The organism is Microcoleus sp. S13_C5, assembly GCF_036700845.1.
Lineage (GTDB): Bacteria > Cyanobacteriota > Cyanobacteriia > Cyanobacteriales > Microcoleaceae > Microcoleus.
The window spans coordinates 26,892-49,937 of the sequence record NZ_JAUBPR010000041.1; the positions used below are offsets into that span (position 1 = coordinate 26,892).

At 46.5% G+C, this 23,046-nt stretch carries 14 protein-coding genes and 1 other RNA gene; 12 read left to right on the forward strand and 3 right to left on the reverse strand.

What is annotated here, in order from left to right:
- Positions 1–25 precede the first annotated feature (25 nt).
- Together QUA04_RS13430 and QUA04_RS13435 are read left to right on the forward strand one after the other, a co-directional pair.
- Positions 26–2,320, forward strand: a complete 2,295-nt coding sequence (locus QUA04_RS13430; protein ID WP_333257826.1) for a tetratricopeptide repeat protein — start codon at positions 26–28, stop codon at positions 2,318–2,320.
- A gap of 105 nt (positions 2,321–2,425) precedes the next feature.
- Positions 2,426–3,118 carry a response regulator transcription factor gene (locus tag QUA04_RS13435; RefSeq protein WP_333036365.1) on the forward strand — a complete coding sequence of 231 codons (693 nt, stop codon included), beginning with the start codon at positions 2,426–2,428 and terminating at the stop codon, positions 3,116–3,118.
- Between the two features lie 110 nt (positions 3,119–3,228).
- Here QUA04_RS13435 and hemG read toward each other — a convergent pair whose 3' ends face one another.
- On the reverse strand, positions 3,229–4,689 hold the full coding sequence (gene hemG, locus QUA04_RS13440) for a protoporphyrinogen oxidase (RefSeq protein WP_333257828.1): 1,461 nt from the start codon (positions 4,687–4,689) through the stop codon (positions 3,229–3,231).
- Positions 4,690–4,724: 35 nt separating this feature from the next.
- Between hemG and QUA04_RS13445 the strand changes: the two genes are divergently transcribed.
- The 6 genes from QUA04_RS13445 (at position 4,725) to QUA04_RS13470 (ending at position 14,113) form a co-directional block, all read left to right on the forward strand.
- Positions 4,725–4,862, forward strand: a complete 138-nt coding sequence (locus QUA04_RS13445; RefSeq protein ID WP_333257830.1) for a hypothetical protein — start codon at positions 4,725–4,727, stop codon at positions 4,860–4,862.
- A gap of 577 nt (positions 4,863–5,439) precedes the next feature.
- Entirely contained in the window at positions 5,440–9,675 is a 4,236-nt protein-coding gene (locus QUA04_RS13450) for a PAS domain-containing protein (RefSeq protein WP_333257831.1), read from the forward strand.
- Between the two features lie 76 nt (positions 9,676–9,751).
- Positions 9,752–10,930 (forward strand): magnesium/cobalt transporter CorA, encoded by a 1,179-nt coding sequence (corA, locus tag QUA04_RS13455; protein WP_333257833.1) that lies wholly within the window; start codon positions 9,752–9,754, stop codon positions 10,928–10,930.
- Positions 10,931–11,246: 316 nt separating this feature from the next.
- An RNA gene (rnpB, locus tag QUA04_RS13460) (RNase P RNA component class A) lies at positions 11,247–11,668 on the forward strand.
- 241 nt (positions 11,669–11,909) lie between these two features.
- The gene (gene rnc / locus QUA04_RS13465; protein WP_333257835.1) at positions 11,910–12,614 is read left to right on the forward strand and encodes a ribonuclease III; all 705 of its coding nucleotides are present in this window, start codon (positions 11,910–11,912) and stop codon (positions 12,612–12,614) included.
- 281 nt (positions 12,615–12,895) lie between these two features.
- Positions 12,896–14,113, forward strand: a complete 1,218-nt coding sequence (locus QUA04_RS13470; protein ID WP_333257837.1) for a Gfo/Idh/MocA family oxidoreductase — start codon at positions 12,896–12,898, stop codon at positions 14,111–14,113.
- 37 nt (positions 14,114–14,150) lie between these two features.
- Here QUA04_RS13470 and QUA04_RS13475 read toward each other — a convergent pair whose 3' ends face one another.
- Positions 14,151–16,190 (reverse strand): sensor histidine kinase, encoded by a 2,040-nt coding sequence (locus tag QUA04_RS13475; protein WP_333257838.1) that lies wholly within the window; start codon positions 16,188–16,190, stop codon positions 14,151–14,153.
- Positions 16,191–16,854: 664 nt separating this feature from the next.
- On the opposite strand from QUA04_RS13475, the gene QUA04_RS13480 reads away from it, so the two are divergent.
- From QUA04_RS13480 to QUA04_RS13490, 3 genes are all read left to right on the forward strand, one after another.
- A complete protein-coding gene (locus QUA04_RS13480; protein WP_333257840.1) occupies positions 16,855–17,514 on the forward strand; it encodes a class I SAM-dependent methyltransferase in 660 nt (219 codons plus the stop codon).
- Positions 17,515–17,618: 104 nt separating this feature from the next.
- Positions 17,619–17,894 (forward strand): hypothetical protein, encoded by a 276-nt coding sequence (locus tag QUA04_RS13485; protein ID WP_333257842.1) that lies wholly within the window; start codon positions 17,619–17,621, stop codon positions 17,892–17,894.
- Positions 17,895–18,372: 478 nt separating this feature from the next.
- Positions 18,373–18,630, forward strand: coding sequence for a DUF2811 domain-containing protein (locus tag QUA04_RS13490; protein ID WP_050813024.1), 258 nt, complete (start codon positions 18,373–18,375; stop codon positions 18,628–18,630).
- A gap of 331 nt (positions 18,631–18,961) precedes the next feature.
- Here QUA04_RS13490 and groL read toward each other — a convergent pair whose 3' ends face one another.
- Positions 18,962–20,656, reverse strand: coding sequence for a chaperonin GroEL (groL, locus tag QUA04_RS13495; RefSeq protein ID WP_333257844.1), 1,695 nt, complete (start codon positions 20,654–20,656; stop codon positions 18,962–18,964).
- 533 nt (positions 20,657–21,189) lie between these two features.
- On the opposite strand from groL, the gene QUA04_RS13500 reads away from it, so the two are divergent.
- Positions 21,190–22,938 (forward strand): ABC transporter ATP-binding protein, encoded by a 1,749-nt coding sequence (locus tag QUA04_RS13500; protein WP_333257845.1) that lies wholly within the window; start codon positions 21,190–21,192, stop codon positions 22,936–22,938.
- Positions 22,939–23,046 lie beyond the last annotated feature (108 nt).

A 23,046-nucleotide genomic window follows, 5' to 3' on the forward strand; every position in this document is an offset into this window, starting at 1 on the left:
TAAAATCTAAAATCGGCTGATCCTGATGTCTATTCCTTCCCAAAAAGTTTCTAGCTCGAACAAGCTGATCTACCAACGCTTGAAACAGGCGATCGACCTCAATTTACGCCGTCAAATTTTTATCGCAGCCTGCGACGACTTGTGCTTGCGGGACTGTCTGGCAGCCCGGTTGCAGACAGAATTAGCCGCAGAGAGCGCAGGCTCAGATCCTCGCTCCCCGATCGACTACCCCCGATTTGTCAGTTTGGAACTCGACTTGAGCGAGCCAAATCCTTGGGGCTCGATCGCCGCGTGGCTGACCCAACACCCACCGCCGCAAAACAGAGGCAGCTACAGCCGTTTGCCGGGATTTCAAATTCTCGGGGCAGAACACCTGACCAGGCAGTCAGCAGCCGTGCAGTGGTCGTTCCTGAGCTATTTGAGAGACATCGAAGCAAACCTGCAAATGTGCGAGTCTACTCTATTGCTGTGGGTGTCGCGCCCCTGGCTAAGTTCGATCGAGCAATCGGCCCCAGAATTTTGGCACTGGCGAACCGGAGTATTTGAGTTTGAAGGCGAACCAACTCCAGCTAAGGGAGACTTCGGGCACTTTGATGACTTCGGGAACTCAGGAGACTTGCGAAACTTGCGGGACAGCGGAGACTTTGGCAACAAACTTTTAATATCTTCTTTGTCTGGACAATCCCCAATTCCCGATGAACAATCCCCAATTCCCGATGAACAATCCCCAATTTCCTATCCCCCGTCCCCAGCGCCAGATTCTAAATCCGTCCAACTGACAGAGGACGAACAATCCCCAATTTCCCCTCCCCCGTCCCCAGCGCCAGATTCTAAATCCGTCCAACTGGCAGATTTGGTGCTAGCTGCCGCCTCTGAGGAGTTGGAAGCAGAAAATGATGCCACATCAGAGGAGAATTTTCTGCCGCTGCAAACTCTGCAATACATCGAACTGCTGCAAGAACATCAGTGTTCTTGCGAAGCGTTGGCTTTGGCTTATCACAGTTTGGGGAATTACTACCGCGATCGCATTCTGGGCGGAGATGTTTCAGAGCAAAACCTGACAATCGCCATTCGTGCGATCGAACAAGTGATTGCATATCTCGAAGTTGATACCAACTCGCAGCAAAATCAACCACTAACTGAGGAATGCGCGCGGCTGATTGCCCAATTGACACAAAATTTAACTCAGTACGCCCCGGAGTCCAACAGCCTACCGCCAATTTCCGATTTGCTCAACGATCTCGGTACTCTCTACTGGATGCTGTCGCGCGATCGCACCAATGCCCTCAACACCTCAGATCCGGTATCCAGCCTTGAACGCAGCATCGCCCTCTACCTTGAAGGTTTGAACCGAACAGATGCCGAAACCGTACCCCAAACCCGCGTTAGATTAAACAAAAATTTGGGCATCGCCTCGGCAGATTTAGCCCGCTATCGAGACAAGACAGAGAACTTGCAGCAAGCAGTTGCAGCTTACCAACAAGCGCTGCTGGATCTAGACCCCGCCGTGGAGCCCCAGCAGTACGCTGCTGCTCAGAATAATTTGGCGACAGCATACTGGAATTTAGCCCAAGATGGTGAGCCGATCGTATATCTCAAAAGCGCGATCGCAGCTTACACCCAAGCCCTCTCTTGTTACAGTCCCGAACGAGAACCCCTCAACTATGCCGGAGTGCAAAACAACCTCGGTACCGCCTGCTGGAACCTCGCCCAGCACGAACCCTCAGAACCCCTGCTAGTCAGGGCGATTTCCGCCTACCGTGAAGCATTGAAATATCGCACCCGAGAATTAGTACCCGCAGCAGCCGCCGCCACCTACAACAATCTCGGTACCGCTTATTGGCATTTGGCGAACCAGTTTCAGCAGAAACAGGCGCGGACGGAATCATTGCAACAGGCGATTACCGCCTACGAAGCCGCCCTCGATATCGCCGGAGAGCTCGATCGCACCCAACTCACCTTTGACGCCTTGGCCGCCCGCAACAATCTCGGACTAGCCCACTATCAACTAGCCACCGACCCAGATTTCGCCACTAATAAAGTCGCACAGACAAGCCATCTAGAAGCAGCACTGCACCACCAGTTGCAAGTGTGTGCCGAATGGGGACAACATCTCAATGACAAAGGGTTAACATATGGGGATAAACTCAACTTGCAAGCCGCGGCAAACTCCCAAGCTGCTGATTCCCGGCAAACAGCATTGAGCTATATTGTCAAAACGATTAGAGCTTTCTATAGTGAATGTGGGCTGCCCGGCCAAAATTTAGCCTTATCCAAAGTTCCTGGAGATTTATTGCCTGAAATTTTGCGTAGGTTATAAATAGGGCTATAACTATTAAAAGCTCAATTTTTTCGAGATTTGTATCCAGTTTTCTATTATTATGGCTGAATATTCTTGCCTAATTCTTCAAGCAAACTTGTGGTCATGGCCCCTGTAAAAATCCTTGTGGTTGATGACGACCCGGCAATCCGAAATTTAATTCACCGTTTTTTGAGCCAGCAAGGTTATCAAGTTGAGTCTGGTGAGGACGGTCAGACTGGTCTGGAATTATTTGAGCAACTCAATCCTGACTTAGTAGTTCTAGATGTAAATTTACCTGATACAACTGGCTACAAACTGTGTCAAGAAATGCAAAGACGCACGGGCGTGTTTGTGTTGATGCTGACTGCCCGAACCGATGAAGCTGACAAAATGAAAGGGTTTGCCGAAGGTGCTGACGACTACATTACTAAACCTTTTAGTCTTGTAGAGATTGGAGCTCGCGTTGCAGCAATTTTGAAGCGCAAACGCATTGTTACTCCCGCCGAACAACAAACTCTTACTTTTGGAGAGCTACTAATAGATCCGGTCCGCCGCGAGGTAATTCTCGGTAGTCAGATAGTTGCTTTGACTGCTTTAGAATTCGACCTGCTGTACTGTTTGGCCAGCAAACCCGGTCGCGTATGGAGGCGATCGGAATTGCTGCATGAAGTGTGGGACTACGAGTATGTAGGAGCCGATCGCGTGGTGGATGTCCATATAGGTCAAATTCGCCGCAAAATTGAACCAGATGCCACTCAAATTTCGATGATTCAAACCGTCAGGGGGGTGGGTTACAAGTTTGAACCCACAACCTAGTAACATTCGGCATTGGGCATCGGATATGAAGGCAGAAGGCTGTAGGTGCGGGTTCACCAATATCTCGGATTAACATACTCGATATTTGTAAACCCGCCCTCCCCACACAATCATTCAGATCGAGTATCTGATTGTTTGTTCTGCAAATACTCGCCCACTTCTCGTGCACGATCAAAACCCCTTCGCACGCAATCTCCCAAAGCCACGCCGCCAACGTAGTTGCTGCACAAATACACCCCAGGCAAAGATTTCAAACCTCGATCTATTTGTTGCAGGCGATCGAAATGCCCCAAATTGTATTGAGGAATTGCTCGCTTCCACACATTCACCGCTAAAACTTTGGGCTGTGGCACATCTGGCTTCAGCAAAATCCGAGACAAATCTCGGTGTACCTCCCGAACGATTTGTTCTGAGTCGAGATTGCCAATTTCCGAATCAGTAGCCCCGCCGATGTAACTGCTGAGAGTCTGCCACCCAGCAGGCGCGCGATCGGCAAATAAACTTGATGTCCAAATCGTCCCCAGAGTGCGAATTCCCTGCCCCCTCGGAATTAAATTTCCAAAACCTACTAATTTACCCTTGACATCAGACTGCGGATATGCTAATACAACGCAGGCAACCGTAGGATAAGTAAAAGCTTGTAAAGCGCTGCTAACTTCCGGTTGCAGAGGCTGCAACAAACCGGCTGTAACATAAGCGGGCGTTGTCAAAACCACGGTACGCGCCTCAACTTCCTGCTGTCCGTTGGGCGTCGAGAATACAGCAATGTAAGTTTCGCGTTCTGTACGATCGAGGCGAGTCAAGTGCCAGTTGAGTTTCACTCGATCGCCCAATTGAGCAGCGATCGCCTCTGGCAAAGCCTTCAACCCCTGTTTGAACGAACCCAATTCCCCCGGCCTAGTTTTAGGAACATTCGGGTCTGCAGGCATTTGCTTCGGTCTTTTCCTAGCAGAAAGCAGCGCCCCCGCCATCAGCCCGCCACCCAGATCAGCCATCTTTGCTACCCGGCCGAAAGCCGCCGCCGCGCTAAGTTGTTGCGGATCGCCCGCATAAACCCCAGAAACAAAAGGTTCCACCAACCGCTGCATCACTTCCGTCCCCAGATGACGGCGGAAAAATTGAGAAACAGTTTCCTCGTCACGCTGCTGCGAAAGTCCAGCGCCCATTGCCGGCGCCACAAACCCCAAAGCCCCGAACAACGCCCGCAGTTTCCCTGGAAAACTCAACAACTGAGACTGAATCATCGCCGGTGGAGTCATCGGCACCGGTTGCAGCTTTTTTTGCCAATAAACATAACGAGGCAATTTGCGATCGGCAAAAATCAACTCCTGCTTCAATCCCACATCCACAGCCAACTTCATCAATTCTGGCGTCGGCGAAAAACTGTTCGGGCCCTCCTCCCAGAGAAACCCATCTGCTGTCACAGTGGTGATGTTCCCGCCCACACGTCCCTGACTCTCAGCGACTAAAATTTTCAGCGGCGATGCACTCGTTGCTTCCTTGTGAAGTGCGTGCGCCAAACTCAAACCGCTAATACCTGCACCCACAATCAAGGTATCTAATAGTTCCATATTACATATTAAAAATATCGCAATCTTTATGTTACATGGCTTTGGACGGGTTGCGTTCTTTGCTGCGCGTACTGCCAAACCGCTTTCTGATTACCGAATTGGGAATTGGGAATCGGGAATTGCGAATCGGGAATTGGGAATTGCGAATCGGTAAGCTGTGCGGCATTTCTTAAGCATTTTTATCGCAGGTTGTGGATTAACCTCTGCCCACCTCCCCGTCTCCGGGTCTCTCCATCTCGCTTTTGTCTCCGCTGGGTCTGGTTTAAAAAAAGAGCACCTGCTCTAATTAAGCTATATTCCCAAAAATACTATTTCTTTAAAATTTTTGTATTATAGGGAACAGCGCCGAAAATTGCACCGGGAAACGCAGTAGTAAAGTGCCCAAAAAGATTTGAGTGGGTTAAACTAACTTTAGGAAAATTTTACAGCTTAACCAAGTCAGCACCCCTCTCCGAAGAGATGGGGCTTTATGCCCTAATCAAAAGAGAGAGTTGACCAGCTATCGTCTTAACTGATTACGTTATCAAAAATATGGGTGTAAGCCCAAGCTGCTATGCGATCGCGCGTGAAATATTTGAAACGGTAATTGTTCCGTTGAAAGTAGATCATAAAAGTACCAAGTGACCAAGTAGCCCCCTGTAGCAATAATCAATATTCCAGGCGGTTAAAACTGCCTGATGCGTGTTTCCTCGATCGGTCTTTAGACACGAGGTTTCCACAATACTAAGCTTTTCTCATGAAAAAATACCCATGCAGGAAGTTATCAACTCGTTTCAGTCTTTTTTCTCTAACTCTGTTGATGCTTTCCTAGAGTGCGATCGACAGCAAAATTACCTATCGATCAATCCAGTCGCTGCGGCTTGGATGGGATTAGAGCCGGCTGAAATAGTCAACAAAACTAATCAGGAACTATTAAAATTATATCCCAATAATGCTGCTGTCAAAAATATAATCTCGCAGATTGATTCTTGCCTGCAACAAGTATTTATTACCGGGGAAAAACGGCTGGCAATTCATGAGGTGACGACGGCAGACGGCGGGATTAAAATTTACGAAACTGCTTACACGCCAGCGGTGGATGCCTCTAGCAAGCAGATGCGGGTTTTGGGCGTCGGTAGAGATATCACCAGGCATTACCGCTGGCAGCAGCAGAAAACTCAACAGTTACGCCGATCGAACCATTTACTGTGGTTGAATGCAGCTAACAGTCCCCTGGCAATGGTGGGCTGGGATGAAGATTTTCGGATAGTTCAGTGGTCGAAACGCGCCGAAGAAATCTTTGGCTGGACAGCCGATGATATGATGGGCAAGCAGTTTGGCGATTTAGATTTGGTTTGCGAAGAAGATAGAGAGACTGTAAGTGCGATCGAGATCGAACTAGCCACTGGCAACGGCAATACTTCAATTAACCGCAACTATACTAAAAGCGGACAGGTAATTTGGTGTCGCTGGTTCAACTCAATTATTCGCAGCGGCGACACTTTTACCGTGCTTTCTTTGGTGGAAGATATCACCGATCGCAAACGGTTGGAAACAGAAAAAGCCCAAGCTTCTCGCCTCACAGCAATGGTAGCCGATGTGGGTATTGCCCTCACCAAACACCCTGAAGATATCCTGCTTCCCTGCTGCGAGGCAATGGTGCGAAATCTTGATGTGGCTTCTGCTGAAATTTGGACTTTCACCTCTCAACATAATGTTTGCCAATTGCAAGCGGCATCGGGAATATACAGCCGCACAGACGATCGGGCTAGGTTTATTGAAAGTAAGGTTAACTCGATCGCCAAACAGCAAAAACCGGAATTTGACTGCGGATTTGAACTGAACAATTTTGGACTCCCAGAGGAAGAATCCGCAAAAGCAACAGAGGAGCAAAGTTCCGAAGTAGCAATTATAAACACCAGTCAAAAGCAGACAAATTGCCCTATCCCCAAGCAAATTCTCACCTTCGCCGGCTACCCTTTGATAGTCGAAGAACGGCTGGTGGGAGTAATGGTAATTATCAGTTGCCAGCCGCTGACAGCACCCTTTCAGGAAACTTTAGCATCGGTTGCGGATGTCATTGCTTTAGGCATCGAACGCAAGCGTGCAGAAGCTGAATTAAAATCAGCTAGAGGTTTCCTCAATTCCGTAGTAGAAAACCTGCCGGTGGGAGTTTTTGCTAAAGATGCTTCTTCGCTGAAATTTGTGCTGTGGAATAAAGCGGGAGAAACGATCGCAGGTGTTACTTCTCAAGAGGCGATCGGCAAAAATGACTACGATATTTACCCCAAAGAACAAGCTGATGTTTTTACTGCTCAAGACAGGGAAATATTGACCGGTGAGCACAACCAATCTACTGTTAAAGACATAGCCGAAGAGCCGATTCAAACTCGCCACAAAGGTATGAGAATATTGCACACCCGCAAAGTGCCAATTCTCGACTCCGCAGGCCGCCCTCAGTACGTTTTGGGGATTACTGAAGATATTACCGAACGCAGGCAGGTAGACGAAAGCGTGCGCCTCTACGACCAAATTGTCGAGAATATGCAAATTGGTTTGTACGTCTACCATTTAGAAAATATAGACGATGACAGCACTCTGAGGGCGATCGCCTCCAATCCTGCAGCTACCCTATTTACCGGATTAGAAATGGCGGATGTTTTGGGAATGACAATCGACGAGATTTTTCCCCACCTGCGATCGAAAAACATTCCCCAAGCATTTGCTTCGGTAATTCGCACCCAGAAAGCCGTAGAAGTTGAAGATATTGACTGCGATGAAGGGGGTCGAATAAGTCGCGCTTTTTCTATTAAAGCTTTTCCATTACCCAACAACTGCATCGGTGTTGCTTTTGAAAACATCACTGCTCGCAAGTGCCTAGAACTACAACTGCAGGCGTCTTTGGAAAAAACCGAACGTTCCGAACAACTCCTGCGTACAGTAATAGACAAAACTAGCGACTGGATTTTGGCCAAAGACAAAAATTTTCGCTGTATTTTGGCCAACAGGAGTTTCGCTCAAGCGATCGGCAAAACAGTCGAAGAAATAATTGGCAAATGCGATTTAGAGTTAGGATTTTCCGAAGATCTCGTGTTTGGAAATTCCGCCAAAAATATCCGAGGCTTCCGCACAGACGACTCTGCTGTACTGGCCGGCGAAATCATCCACAATCCCTGCGATCCAGCAACTATTGCTGACGGTTCAGTACATATTTTTGATACCCAAAAACTTCCCCTGCGCGACGCTGAAGGTAATGTATTTGCAGTGCTAGCTTTTGCTCACGATATTACCGAACGACATGAATCGGAAGCAGCTTTGCGTAGGAGTGAATCAAGATTTAGGTCTTTGGTAGCTAATATTCCAGGAGTGGTTTATCGCTGGAAATGCGATTTTTCGACTAATTTTATTAGCGATGCCGTTTACTTATTAACCGGCTACCCTGCGACAGATTTTATTTGGCTTTTGGACAGGAGATGCCGGACTTTTGCTAGCATTATTTACCCGGAAGATTTGGCCAAAGTAGAAGCAGCTATTCGGCAAGGCATAGAAAACAAAGAGTCTTATAACTTGGAATACCGCTTGCTAGCAGCAGACGGCACGGTTAAATGGGTGTGGGATAAGGGTTCTCCTGTGTTTGACGCAGATGGAAACGTTTGCTATTTGGACGGGGTGATTTTTGATATTAGCGATCGGTACTACGCCGAGGAAGCGTTGCGCCAAAAAACTTTAGAGTTAGAAGCAGTTTTTCGCGCTTTGCCTGATTTGTATTTTCGACTAGATGCTGACGGTATAATCGTGGATTATTTGTCAGGAACTTCCTCAAATTTATACGTACCTCCAGAACATTTTATGGGTAAACGAATGACAGACATATTGCCACCCAATGTCGCCTGCCAATTGGCCCAAGCAATCTTTGAAATATCCGAAACAAGAAATTCAATCGACATAGAATATTCGCTTTTACTAGCAGAAGAAGAAAAAACTTATGAAGCCAGACTGTTGCCTTTTAATTCAAATCAGATTATTATTCTAGCCCGCAATATTACCAAGCGCAAACAAGCCGAATCTCAATTAAAACATAAAAATCGCCAGCTAGAGCAAACATTGAAACAATTAGGCAGGACTCAAGCTCAACTAATTCAAGCGGAAAAAATGTCGGGTTTGGGACAGCTAGTCGCGGGAATTGCTCACGAAATCAATAATCCTGTCAGTTTTATTTACGGTAATATCACTTACGCTAGTGAGTATGCAAAAAACTTGCTGGAACTGTGCAGTTTGTACCAAGCATACTACCCGGAACCTGTTGCTGTTATCCAAAATTTGGCAGAAGAAATAGAACTGGAATTCATGAAAGAGGATTTCCCGCACCTGCTGACTTCAATTCAAACCGGAGCCGAGCGAATTCGCCAAATTGTTCTGTCTTTACGCAACTTTTCCCGCCTGGAAGAATCAGATATCAAGCGTGTTGATATCCACGAAGGCATAGACAGCGCTCTTTTAATTTTGCAACACAAAATTAAAGAAAATGGCAGAAATCGCCAGATTGAAATAGTTAAAGAATATGGAATATTGCCGCCGATACAGTGCTACGTGGGACAGTTAAATCAAGTATTTATGAATATTTTAAATAATGCGATTGATGCTTTAGCGGATGTCAGGCATAGGAAGTTGGAAGTGGCCAGTTATTCGGAAGAGGAGGGGCAAGATATTGCTAGTTTACCTTTAAGTTGCGACACATTGCCTTGGATTCGGATTCGCACGGAGGTGTTGGAAAATAATCGGGTTGCGATCGCAATTTCCGATAACGGGTGTGGAATGGCAGAGTCTGTTAAGTGTCGGGTATTTGACCCGTTTTTTACTACTAAACCAGTAGGCAAAGGTACAGGTTTGGGACTGTCTATCTCCTATCAGATTGTGGTGGAAAGACACGGAGGGACGCTGCAGTGCATTTCCGCGCCGGGAGAGGGAACTGAATTTGCGATCGAGATACCAATTCGGCAGAGGTAATGAGTCATTGGTAATTGGTAGTTGCACGAGAAAAATGATAATCTAATTAAAGGTTCTAAAAGTCAGGAATATTAGCATGGTATACAAAAACATACATACTTCTAGTGCAGTTGCAAAATCAATTAAAGATGATGATGATGATGATTCCTACGTTGACTATTTTTATGACGATCCGGGGGCTCCGCCGGGAACTCTCGACTTAGAACCCGATGCGCCGCCTCCAGAGATTGTATTAATTGACTATTGCGAAACAGCCGCTACTCGCGCCAACTTGGCAAATCCTCGAGAAGCTGCTGCGTATTTAAATACAGCCTCTGTTTCTTGGGTTGATGTGTTGGGATTAGGAAACAAAGAAACTTGGCGGCAAATGGGCGAAGTGTTTAATTTGCACCTAATGGCTCAGGAAGATGTAGTTAATGTTCCCCAGCGCCCGAAAGTTGTAGACTATGAAGAACACATTTTAATCATTGCTGGGATGGTGATGCTGCATCCAAAATCAGATACTTTTCATAAAGAACAAGTAAGTTTGATTTTGGGCCAGCATTACCTGTTAACTGTTCAGGAAGAACCCGACTATGATTGTTTTGGTCCCGTGCGCGATCGCATTCGTAAAGGACAAGGAAGTATTCGCAAACACGGAGCAGATTATCTAGCTTATACTCTATTAGATGCGATTATAGATGGATTCTTCCCTGTCTTAGAAGTTTACGGAGAGCGCATTGAAGAATTAGAGGATGAAGTGGTGGTGAATCCCACCCGCAAAACCCTGGAAAAAATCTATAAAATCCGGCGAGAATTGCTGACTCTGCGCCGCGCCATTTGGCCGCAGCGGGATGCAATTAATGTTTTGATTCGAGATAGCAGTGATTTGATTAGTCCAGAGGTGCGAATTTACTTGCGCGACTGTTACGATCACACAGTGCAAGTGATGGATATGGTGGAAACCTATCGAGAGTTGTCTTCTGGTTTGATGGATGTTTACTTGTCTTCGGTTGGTAATAAAATGAATGAAATCATGAAATTGCTGACGGTTATTTCGAGTATCTTTATTCCTCTAACTTTTGTGGCGGGAGTATACGGGATGAATTTCAATACAGAGAAATCGCCCTTGAATATGCCGGAACTAAATTGGTATTTTGGCTATCCGCTGTGTTGGGCGGTGATGGTAGGAATCGCCTCGGCTTTAGTTTACTTTTTCTGGCGGCGCGGGTGGTTTGAAAACTTTTCTACGGTGAAAGATGACTCATTAAAGTAACCGAATTGAAGACTTGAGATTGGGATTAAAAATTGAATAATTTCAAATTGTGTTAGGTAAAAAGGTTTCCTGCCCCTAGTAGAATCCGTGCCATAAATCCTTGCATGATAATTCCCAACTTTTGAGCCCCCTGATTCATCGGTGAGTGATTTTAAGGGGAGTTGCAGGGAAATTTAATTGTTGGGCGGGCTTTCGGGTCCACCGTACAAGAGTTGGAATAAACACAAATGTCCAAATTAAGTGGGCGATAAGTTAAAATATTCAATCTCAAATCTTAAATTGATTGACGAACGATCGCGTACAATAAATCTGGGGGAAAAGTGGGCGCAGGCGGTTGCGGATTAGCGAAAGCTTGTCTGAGGAAAGTCCGGGCTCCCGAAAAACCAAACTTGCTGGGTAACGCCCAGTGCGAGCGATCGTGAGGATAGTGCCACAGAAAGATACCGCCCCCCGATTTGAGATTTGAGATTGAATCAAAAATCAAGCATCGAAAATCGCAAAGTGTTAGGGGGTAAGGGTGCAAAGGTGCGGTAAGAGCGCACCAGCAGCATCGAGAGGTGCTGGCTCGGTAAACCCCAGTTGGGAGCAAGGTCGGAGGGACTATGGTTGGTTTTTTACCAGTTCCGTTTTTTGGTACCGCTTGAGGCGTCTGGTAACAGGCGTCCCAGATAGATAACTGCCCTCGAAAACTGCTTGCAGTTGAGAGAACAGAACCCGGCTTATGTCCGACTTTTTCCCCCCCAAATTTAATTAAAATTACCGCTTGGGAATCAGGTCAACAAATCTTTTCGACCTGTTTGATGTTGGGCCAGGTGCGCCATAAGTACCCGGACGAATATTTAGTTGTTCAAGGAAAAAAATTATTAATATGAATCGGATACCAGTTAAAAAAAAGAATGCAACTTTTGAAAAGCTCCCAACCCGGATAGTCATCCGTCATTCCCAATTCTAAAATCTAAAATCTAAAATCTAAAATGGTATGATTTATCCGGGTCGCCAAAAGCAACTTGAAACATTAATTCAAAAATTGGGACTGACGAAGAATGCTTCGATAAAATGGCATCTCCTGGATTTAGCTTTGACTCATGCGAGCGCGTCAGCTAAAGCAAATTACGAGCAACTAGAGTTTGTCGGGGATGCAGTTGTGCGGCTGGCGGCGTCGGAATTGTTGTTTGAGATTTATCCTGACTGTACAGTGGGGGAATTTGCTGCTATTCGATCGATCTTGGTGAGCGATCGCATTCTTGCTAAAATCGCTGAAAGTTACGGGTTCGATCGCTATTTAATTGTTTCCAGCAGCGCGGCCTCGGATAAAACAGGCGCTGAACCCCGACTGGCCGATGCTTTGGAAGCGGTACTGGCTGCGCTTTATTTGAGTAGCCACAGCTTAGAATTAATTCGCCCTTGGCTAGATTCTCACTTTCAACGCTTAGCGGCGGAAATCCGCAGCGATCCTGCCCGCCAAAACTACAAAGCTGCTCTCCAAGAGTTGACTCAAGGCAAATACAAAACTTTGCCCAAATATAGCGTGCAAGAAACCGGGACAGTGCAGGGCGGCGAGGATCGTTTTACCGCAGAAGTTATGATTCAGGGAAAGTTGGTAGCAGAGGGAAAAGGTCGATCGATCAAAGCGGCGGAACAAGCAGCGGCTCAGGTAGCTTTTAATAAGTTAGTTGACAGTTGACAGTTGACAGTTGACAGTTGACTGTTATTGGTTATTTGTTATTTGTTAGCTGCTAAGCTGTTGTGCATCTAATTTGAAAGTCAATTTTCCTACAATTATTGTGGAACGGGCAGGAGAGCCCGTCTCTAGATTCAATTTAAATGCGTAGCAGCTTACCAATAACCAATAACCAATAACTACTGCCAACAGTCAACAGTCAACAGTAATTTTTTTGAGTTAAAACATAGATAATAATAACAAAATATGCTATAATTGCTGTGCGATTTTTGAAATTATAATCAATGAAAATCGGAATAGCTGTATTGGGTGCGGGCCGCTGGGGAGTTAACCTAATTCGCAACTTTCTGGAACATCGCAACAGCGAAGTTTTAGCGGTGGTAGACCCGAATCGAGATTCATTGGTGGCCGTTCAAAAACAGTTTAATCTTGATGCCTCGGTGATTCTAGCTACCGATTGGTCTCAAGTGCAAGCCTTGCCGGGACTGCAAGCTGTGGCGATCGCTACTCCAGCTTCCACACACTACACCCTCGCAGCAGCAGCGCTGAAACAAGGCTACCACGTCTTAGCAGAAAAACCCCTCGCCCTCAACCTCACTGAAGCAATAGAACTCTGTCAATTAGCCGAAAAACAGCAGCGGCAACTCTTCGTTGACCACACTTATCTGTTTCATCCAGCAGTCGATCGAGGCCAAAGAATTATTCAACAGCATCAACTCGGAAAATTGCGCTACGGTTACGCCCAGCGCACCCATTTTGAACCGGTTCGCCATGATGTTGATGCCCTTTGGGACTTGGCTATTCACGATATCGCTATTTTCAATACTTGGTTGGAACAAACGCCAATTGAAGTAAGGGCGATCGGCACTGTTTTTCCGAAGGAAGAAGGAAGTTCGGCAACGGATTCTGTAACGGATGTAACGGATGTCATGGATGTCACGGATGTAACAACGGATGTCAGGAAGAAGGAAGAAGGAAGAAGAAATAGGGAAGAAGGAATAAATCAAGACGCAGCAGAAATTGAAAATCAATTTGATCCTTCACTGCTGACTACTAATCCTGCAGAAAAACTAGCAGATTTAGTTTGGGTAACGCTCACCTATCCCGATGGATTTCAAGCATTTATTCACCTGTGCTGGCTAAATCCCGACAAACAACGGCGCTTAACAGTTGTTGGCAGTTTGGGCACCTTGATTTTTGATGAAATGTCGCCAGAAACTCCCCTGATTTTGCAGCGTGGCAATTCAAATTGCGGGGGCGAAGAGAATAACTCTTTTGAAAGTGCGATCGCGCTGCAGCCAAAAAGCCTCAGACATCGCGAAGTGTTGAATTTAGAATCAGCAGAACCGTTGCGGCGAGTGTGCGATCGCTTCCTCAACTGCGTGTACACTAATACCCCTTGTCCTACCTCTTCTGGCTCCGCCTCCGTCGAATTAATCCGCATTCTTACCACTTTGAGCAAATCCCTCGAACTCGGCGGACAGCCACTAATACCATTTTAGATTTGAGATTTTAGATGGGGAAAATCACTCATTATTTTTATAATTTCCCTTTTCCGTTATTAATATCCGGGCTGTGAAAATAAAAACTTGACTGCTGATTAACAGGCAAAGAAATCATCACAGTAGTACCTTGATTCACGCCCGCGCTGTGCAGGGTAATGCTTCCCATCATAGATTCCATTATCCTTCGCGAGATAGCCAAGCCCAAACCGTTACCGCCAAACCTGCGAGTTGTAGAACCATCAACCATCACAAAAGGTTGAAACAATTTCTGCTGCTGCTCGGGATCGATTCCAATTCCCGTATCTTTAATTGTCACCACCACCCAATCGCTTTGACCGCTGATTCCCGTCGTACTTTCAGCACTGCCGTTAAAACTACCAGAATTCTTCCTCGATTCTAGCCGCACAGATATATTAATGCTGCCCGACTCTGTAAACTTAACGGCATTGCTCAAAACATTTAAAAACACCTGTTTTAGCTTCTCTGGATCGGCATGAACAATAATCGGATCATGAGGCTCTGGCAAACTTAACTTCAAGCCTTTTTCCTCAACTTGAGTCGCTTGCAAATCAATCGCGTCTTCAAGTACCTGGGTAATATCAACTACTTCTAACATCATGGAGAACGTGCCGGCTTCTATTTTAGCAATATCCAAAATATCATTAATAATATTTAGCAATTGCATAGACGAGTCGTGGGCCTGCTGCAAAAAATTCATTTCTTCCTCTCGGTCATCGCAGTAGCCGTCCCGCACAATTTGAATAAAACCAATAATCCCGTTGAGCGGCGTTCTCAATTCGTGAGAAATATTACCCAAAAATTCATTTTTTAACTGATTGGCAACTTGCGCTTCCTTGGTTGCGACTTGCAATTCTTTTGCCCTGGATCGGAGGCTCTGCACCATGCTGTTTAGTGCTTCTGATAGTTGATTAAATTCCCTAATTTGGAAATCTTGGGGCACTGTCTGGGGCGCTTCCGTATCTACTTTCAGCGCGTAGTCTCTCAGTTTTTCCAAAGGACGCGCCAAGTCGCGAGACAGATATAAAGTCGCGATGATACTAGCAGCAACCAAACCTACAATTAAATTAAATAAAACTTGCTGAATTTCTTCCAAACCTGACAGAGCGTAATCTAAACGAGAGACAGCTAAAATAATCCACTTGCTGTTCTCCTGTGTAGTTGAAGGACTCGGGATAGCGGCGTATCCTGCTAGCAACTCTACACCATTTCTTTCAAAGGAAAATAGGTGGAGAAAAGCTGTTCCGCCGGCGATCGCCCTTCTGACAATACTTTTTAGTCGATCGGCATCTGCCTCTTGGGAGATATTGCGGCCCACGCGGTTGATATTCGGGTGCGCCAAAATCGTTCCATCTTGGTCGATCGCCACCGTATAGCCGGCTAGAGAACCCTTGGGAGCGCTGGTTTGCACAGGCAAGGCTGAGCGCAAACTCAAAGCATAACTCAACTGCAGGGTATTGCCCCGACGGATGTAAACAGGAGCGCTCAACACCAAACTCGCTTGGCTATCGGGGCCTTCTTTACCCGCATCGGGAAAATCCTCAGCCCCCAAAGCCACCTTCTGATCGCTTGCTGTCGCCTGTGGCTGCTGAGGTAAGGACAGACTGATGTAAACGCTCTTGTCGTCGAGCAGCGTTTGTTGCTGCTGTACGGGCGGCCAAAATTTTGCCGGCAACGACTGAATCGGCTGCTGCCCGCAAGTGCTTGCTATCACTTGATTTGTCTTTAAATTAGTCAATTGCAAGCAATCAACCTGCGCTGGCAACCGCTGCCCTAATTGGGCGATAAACTTTTGATAATCCTTCGGATTTACGGACTGCAACATCGAGCTTTCCGAAGCGCCGATCAGATTCGACTTCAGCGATTTCGCCCACTGTTCAATAGTTTCTGCTTTTCTGACTGCACTTTCTGTCAAGTTTTGACGAGCAGTTTCCAGAAGCGTCGAGCGTGCCTTGCGATAGGTAACATACTCCCCCACCAGTAGAACCGGTACGCTGAGCAACAAAATCCGCGACAGTAAAATACGGCGAAAGGAGGATTGACCTAACTTAACCATAGGAAATATCTAAATTAAGGTGCAACACCCAACAGCGACCATTAAAGTGAAATAAACCAGACCGAAAGCATGAATCTGTCTAGGGGGCTCTGCTGACTGGACAACACAGATTCAGAACAACATTTAAACACAATTATAGAAGCCACTGTAATAATCTCGATTCTAAGTGTGTGAACCCAAAGATGCTCAGCAATTTGTTTCGCAAATGCGTGTGATTTCGGTCACACTTCCCTTCTCAATTCTCGGATCGACTGGCACCAGATCGCCCCAGGGCACATTTTTCAGGCTGGAAAAAGCGTCGGGTGGACATACCGCAGTTGCTTGAAGCTAGAATCGCATGGATGCACTCGCCCCAACTTAACAGGCAAAAAGTTCGGTTTCCGGCTAGTGTACACAGAGAATTTTTGCTCAATCGGACTTTTTCTTTCCGAATGCCTTCGAGAGATGGGCCGGAGATGGGCGATGCAAGATTTTGCACCCTGTGAAAGATTTCTTTTGCCATCCGGTTGATGCGGTGACAATAATTCACCAAGCAAACAAAAAGAATGAGATGATCGAGCTGCCGATCGACTCTGACAACCCTAATGTGGGGAACTTTGGCCCAAACAGTGCACCCAGGCTCCGTAAATTCGCGGTCTCGGCAATAATCTCCATAGCTTAATCGATGAAAAAAAACTTTAGCAATTATACGTATTATTACACAAACAACCGTCCGAGATATCATCACGCTTATTTGATATCTCCCCTTTTAGAAATGCTGGCGACACTTCAGCAGACCAGCAAGACAAAACTCCGAGTTTTGGATCTCGGCTGCGGCAATGGCAGCCTCAGTCACGTTATCGCAGAGCACGGCTGCGAAGTTGTCGGCGTTGACACTTCTGCACCCGGAATTGCCATCTCCCGCCAAAGTTTCCCCGAGTGTCAGTTTATCCAAGCAGATATTTACGACCTTCCAGATATCGATCTGCTGAACTCATTTGATGTTGTCTTAGCTATTGAAGTAATCGAACACTTGCTTTATCCTAAAGAACTAGCAAAAACTGCAAAAAGATGTCTCAAGCCGGGAGGAAGACTAATTATTTCCACACCCTACCACGGCTATTTAAAAAATCTTGCTTTAGCTGTTTCTGGCAAACTAGATAAACATTTTACAGTTCTTTGGGATAACGGTCACATTAAATTTTTTTCAGTAGAGACGCTGACCAAGTTATTAACATCTGAAGGATACACCGACATAAAATTTAAATTTGCTGGTCGGTGTCCTTATCTTTGGAAATCAATGTTATGCTCTAGTACGTACTCGCCCGAAGCGGAGAAATCATGAGTTTTGAGTTGTGATTTTTCAGCCCATTAGGTTTTCTGAATAGACAACCAGCCCTCATGAAAAGTAAAAGATAAGTTTTATGGTGAAATAGTGAAAGAAATAAAATGACTGTTGGCGTTTGGATATTAGGCGATCGACTTTGGCAGAACCAAGCTGCTATCAACCGCACAGATGATAAATCTTCCCTACTGGGATTTCCTAGCGCGCCCCCGGGAGAAAGTTCAGTCGATCGGTCGTATGAGCTTTCTCTTAGCCAATCTCGACAAAATGCCGCCGACAGAATTGGCAACCATCCGCCAAAAAGCGGTAGAGTGGCACCGGTGAAGAAGGAAGTTCGGCAACGAAGCAGGCGCTCGAGATTTAACGTATTTAACGGATAAACCTTGAGGGAAAAAGGCATTTGGCAAGAATACACCAATTACCAATGACCCATTAGCAATGACTCCGCTTTGCAATTCTTATTTTTTCCCTGACTTTTCCCTAAACATTCCACAGCGTTTCCACAGGCAAGTCTGAGGTTTTCCACAGATGCGACAAAGTTTTCCACAGAAATTAACGGCACGGTAGCATCTTGCTGCGGAATTGGGGATTTCCTTAACTTGCTGCCTAATTCCTCATAAACCCCCTAACACATAAAGATATGTAACAAACAATGCCCTGAAAAGCTGATTATTTGGTAAACCTTTTTTTATCTAAAGGACTTTGTAATACTTCGCAACATTGACAAACCCACCCCCTCATAGCGCACAATGATGCGACCGACCTAAAAAAAAGCGCTCTGATTTCGGCTGTGCCTGCACCTGTATCCGGCCGAAGGGGGGTTCTGTTTTCAATTTATTAGCGAGACTAAAAAAAATGATGAACCCAACAGTCAGTATTTTTGCTGAAATTCCCGAAACGCTGCACGATTCTCTCAAAACTTACCTAGAAACCCATCCCGAATGGGATCTAGACCGAGTATTTTGCGCGGCGCTGTCGCTGTTTTTGTTGCAGAATGCCGATAGCGGTACGCCTGAAGCTTCGCGCAGTTATCGCCAAGCTGCGAGAGTTTATCTCGAAACTCTGTTTCAATCTCCTCAAGACTTGCACAGCAACAATGTAACTCCCTCGTCTTAAAAGAGAACGAGAGATGGGGGAGATGCGGTTTCTTGGAAGAATCTTAGTTTATCTATCGGGTAAGGCGCCCACTGCATAGGTGTCCACTTAAGCTTAAAATCCATGAGAACTCTCGCTTGTAGCTTAGTCCCGAACCCCATTGCATCTCCCTTAAGAAGGGGGACTTTGATAGCTTCAAGTCCCCCCGGACTATCAGGGGGGCGCCGGGGGGATAAGCTGCCCTAATCGTCAAACAGACGGGTACTACATAAGATGCGCTTGTTGACACCAATGGTGCTTATGGCGCACCCTACAGACTACAGACTAATGGCTGCTGACTAATGGCTGAAGACTACATCATGCCCATGCCGCCCATGCCGCCCATGCCGCCCATGCCACCCATGCCGCCCATGCCGCCCATGCCGCCCATGCCGCCCATGTCGCCCATGTCGCCGCCGCCGGCTTTTTTCTTCTCGGGTTTTTCGACAATCACAGCTTCAGTGGTCAAGACCATACCAGCAATGGAACCGGCATTTTGCAAAGCCGATCGCACCACCTTAGCCGGGTCAATAATCCCGGCGGCAATCATATCTTCGTACACATCGGTAAGAGCGTTGTAACCAACGTTGAACTCGCTCGCCCGCACTCGTTCGATGACGATCGAACCTTCAACGCCGGCATTATCAGCGATTTGACGCAAAGGTGCTTCCAAAGCTTTCTTCACCAAGTCAGCGCCTACTTGTTCTTCGGCGTCTAAAGTATGTGCGATCGCATCTATTTTTGTAATCAGGTGAATTAGGGTCGTGCCACCTCCGGCAACGATACCTTCTTCCACAGCAGCTTTAGTAGCGTTCAGAGCGTCTTCAATACGCAATTTACGGTCTTTGAGCTCGGTTTCGGTAGCTGCGCCGACTTTAATTACAGCGATACCGCCGGCGAGTTTGGCGATGCGTTCGGTCAATTTTTCCTTGTCGTAGTCGGAATCCGTCGCTTCTAGCTGTTTGCGGATTTGCTCGATCCGTTTTAGCACGTCAGCTTTGTGTTCATCGCCAGCAACAATGATCGTGTTTTCTTTGTCGATCGTAATTTTGCGGGCGGTACCGAGCATTTCTAGAGTTGCGGTATCGATGCTGAGTCCGACTTCTTCAGAAATCAATTGACCGCCGGTGAGCACGGCAATATCTTGAAGCATAGCTTTGCGTCGATCGCCAAAACCAGGAGATTTCGTTGCTGCGATGTTCAATACGCCGCGGGCTTTGTTGACTACCAGAGTTGCCAAAGCTTCGCCTTCAATATCTTCGGCGATAATTAGCAGCGGTTGACCTGTGCGGGCGATTTTTTCGAGAACTGGAATTAGTTCTTGAATTGAGCTAATTTTTTTGTCGGTAATCAGGATGCGAGCGTTTTCGTACTCCACTTCCATGCGATCGGTGTTGGTAACGAAATACGGAGAAAGATATCCGCGATCGTACTGCATCCCTTCGACAACTTCCAATTCTGTTGTCAGAGATTTCGACTCTTCTACAGTAATTACGCCGTCTTTCGTGACTTTTTCCATTGCTTGGGCAATCATGGCGCCGACTTCTTCGTCGTTACCAGCGGAGACAGTGGCGACTTGAGCAATGGCGCTTCCTTCGACGGGTTTGGCCAATTTCTCGATTTCCAGCACCAAGTGGGCGATCGTTTTTTCAATACCCCGGCGCAGCGCGACTGGGTTTGCGCCTGCTGCGACATTCTTCAAACCTTCGCGAATGAGGGATTGAGCTAGAACCGTTGCGGTTGTTGTGCCGTCGCCTGCGATATCTTTAGTTTTGGAGGCGACTTCTTGAATTAAGCGAGCGCCGGCATTTTCCAGGGGGTCTTCGAGTTCGATCTCCCTAGCAACGGTGATACCGTCGTTAACGATTTGGGGAGCGCCGTATTTCTTTTCCAATAGGACGTTCCGGCCTTTCGGGCCCAAGGTGATGCGGACAGCATCGGCGAGTTGATTGACGCCGCGTTCTAGTGCCCGCCGAGATTTGTCGCTAAATGCAACTATTTTGGTCATGTTTGTCTCCAATCGCTTACATTAGCAAATTTAGCACTCTCTGAGGCTGAGTGCTAAGTTGATCAATTTTTGATTGTAGCGCGACTCAACGGTGTGGGGGATTGGGGGGACGGATCGGATATTTGGGCGATCGCTCCGGGTGGCTAAGGACAGGGCATTGCCGTGTCCCCACAGATATCGTGTTCCCACAGATATAATGTGGTTTGTTACATATCGATATAATCAGGTTTTGGTTCAGGTCAAAACCTAATTTTGATGGCGCGTTATCCCAAAGCAGAATTTTAATTAAAAATTTCTTAACTTGTGTTTTGGGTCATCTATCTTTCGATATAGCTTCTATTCTTTTTTCAAACTTCTACCTTCTATAGCAACCACGCCCGACGATGATGACGTTCTTAATTGCTGAAACATGAGCTGAAGATTGCGCCTTCCTTATTGCTTCTTCCTTCAGCATCCATCCGTTACATCCGTTACACAATCCGCTGCCGAACCTTCTTCCTTTCCTCAATCAATCTCAAATTACGCACTAACACATGGCTCGTTATTCTCGACTGCAAAAACTCGGCTCTTATATGCGCCCCCACTGGAAACCAACATTTTGGGGCGTTTTTTCACTATTAGTTGTCAATGCTGTGGGCGTTTACATTCCCCTGCTGATTCGGAATTCAGTTGACACTCTCCAAGTGGCGACTAAATTTGACCAAGTTTTTAACTTCGTGGCACTAATTCTGATTCTCGCCTCAATCATGTGGGTGATTCGGATGGCGTCGCGGATTTTGCTGTTTGGCGTCGGGCGTCAAGTAGAATTTGACCTGAAACAGCAAATTTTTAACCATTTATTAACATTAGAACCGTCTTATTTTGCAGCCAATACGGTAGGAGATTTAATTAACCGCGCTACTTCCGATTTGGACAATATTCGGCGCTTGGTGGGGTTTGCGGTACTCAGTTTGGCGAATACAGCTTTTGCCTATGCTTTGACTTTACCGGTGATGCTGGGGATTAATGTAAGGCTGACGCTGTTTGCGATCGCAGTTTATCCTTTAATGCTGGTTTTGGTACAGTTATTTAGCGACAAACTTCGCATCCAACAGTTAGCCGTGCAAGAGGAATTGTCGGCGATGAGCGATTTAATTCAGGAAGATATGAGCGGGATGTCCGTAATTAAAATCTACGCTCAAGAAGAAAACGAACGCCGAGCTTTTCGCAATTCCAACGCGCAGTTGCTATCAGCAAATTTGGAATTAGCAAAAACTAGAAACTTTATTTTTCCGTTGCTGGGCGGTTTGGCAAGCATTAGTTTGTTGGTGCTGCTTTCTGCTGGTGGCGGGGCAATTGCTAATGGTCAAATTAGCATTGGCGATTTTGTGGCGTTGCTGATTTATGTCGAGCGTTTGGTGTTTCCGACGGCGCTGTTGGGTTTCACCATTACTGCTTACCAGCGGGGAGAAGTGAGTGTCGATCGCATCGAATCAATTCTGACTGTGGAACCGCAGATTAAGGATGCTGCCGATGCAGTTGAACTGGCAACTCCAGTCAAAGGCGAAATTGTCGCCCGCCACTTAAATTATACGTATCCCGGCGCTAAGACACCCGCGCTTAAAGATGTTGATTTTACAATAACACCGGGAGAAACTGTCGCAATTGTTGGGGCGATCGGCTCTGGAAAATCAACTTTAGCTAATGCGCTGCCCAGACTGCTGGACATAGATCCGGGTCAGTTATTTGTAGACGGACAGGACATTACCAAAGTAAAATTGACCGAATTGCGCGGGGCGATCGCCTACGTTCCGCAAGAAAGTTTTCTGTTCGGCACTACCATCAAGAATAACATCCGCTACGGAAACCCTTTAGCGGAACAGCCGGAGATTGAAGCCGCGGCAAAACAAGCGCAAATTCATGCCGAAATCCTCAACTTCCCGCAGCAGTACAAAACAGTTGTCGGCGAGCGCGGCATTACTTTATCCGGCGGACAGCGGCAGCGGACGGCACTTGCTCGCGCTTTGTTAGTTGACGCCCCGGTGTTAATTTTGGATGATGCTCTTTCTAGCGTTGACAATCAAACTGCTACCAACATTTTGCAAAACTTGGCAACGGGAACCGATCGCAAAACAGTAATTTTTATCTCGCATCAAATGTCTGCGGCGGCTAGTGCCGATCGCATTTTTGTGATGGATCAAGGAGAAATAGTTCAGAGCGGCACTCACGCTGAATTGGTAGGGCAAACAGGCCTTTATCAGTATTTGTGGAACCAGCAAAAATTAGAAGAATTGCTGCATTGACCAGTGACCGATACTTTGAGTTATCTAGAGTTAAGCTGTTGTGCATTTAAAACGCATATTGGTATAATATAACATAATGATATTCAGAAAAAGTGAATGCCTGCTAAA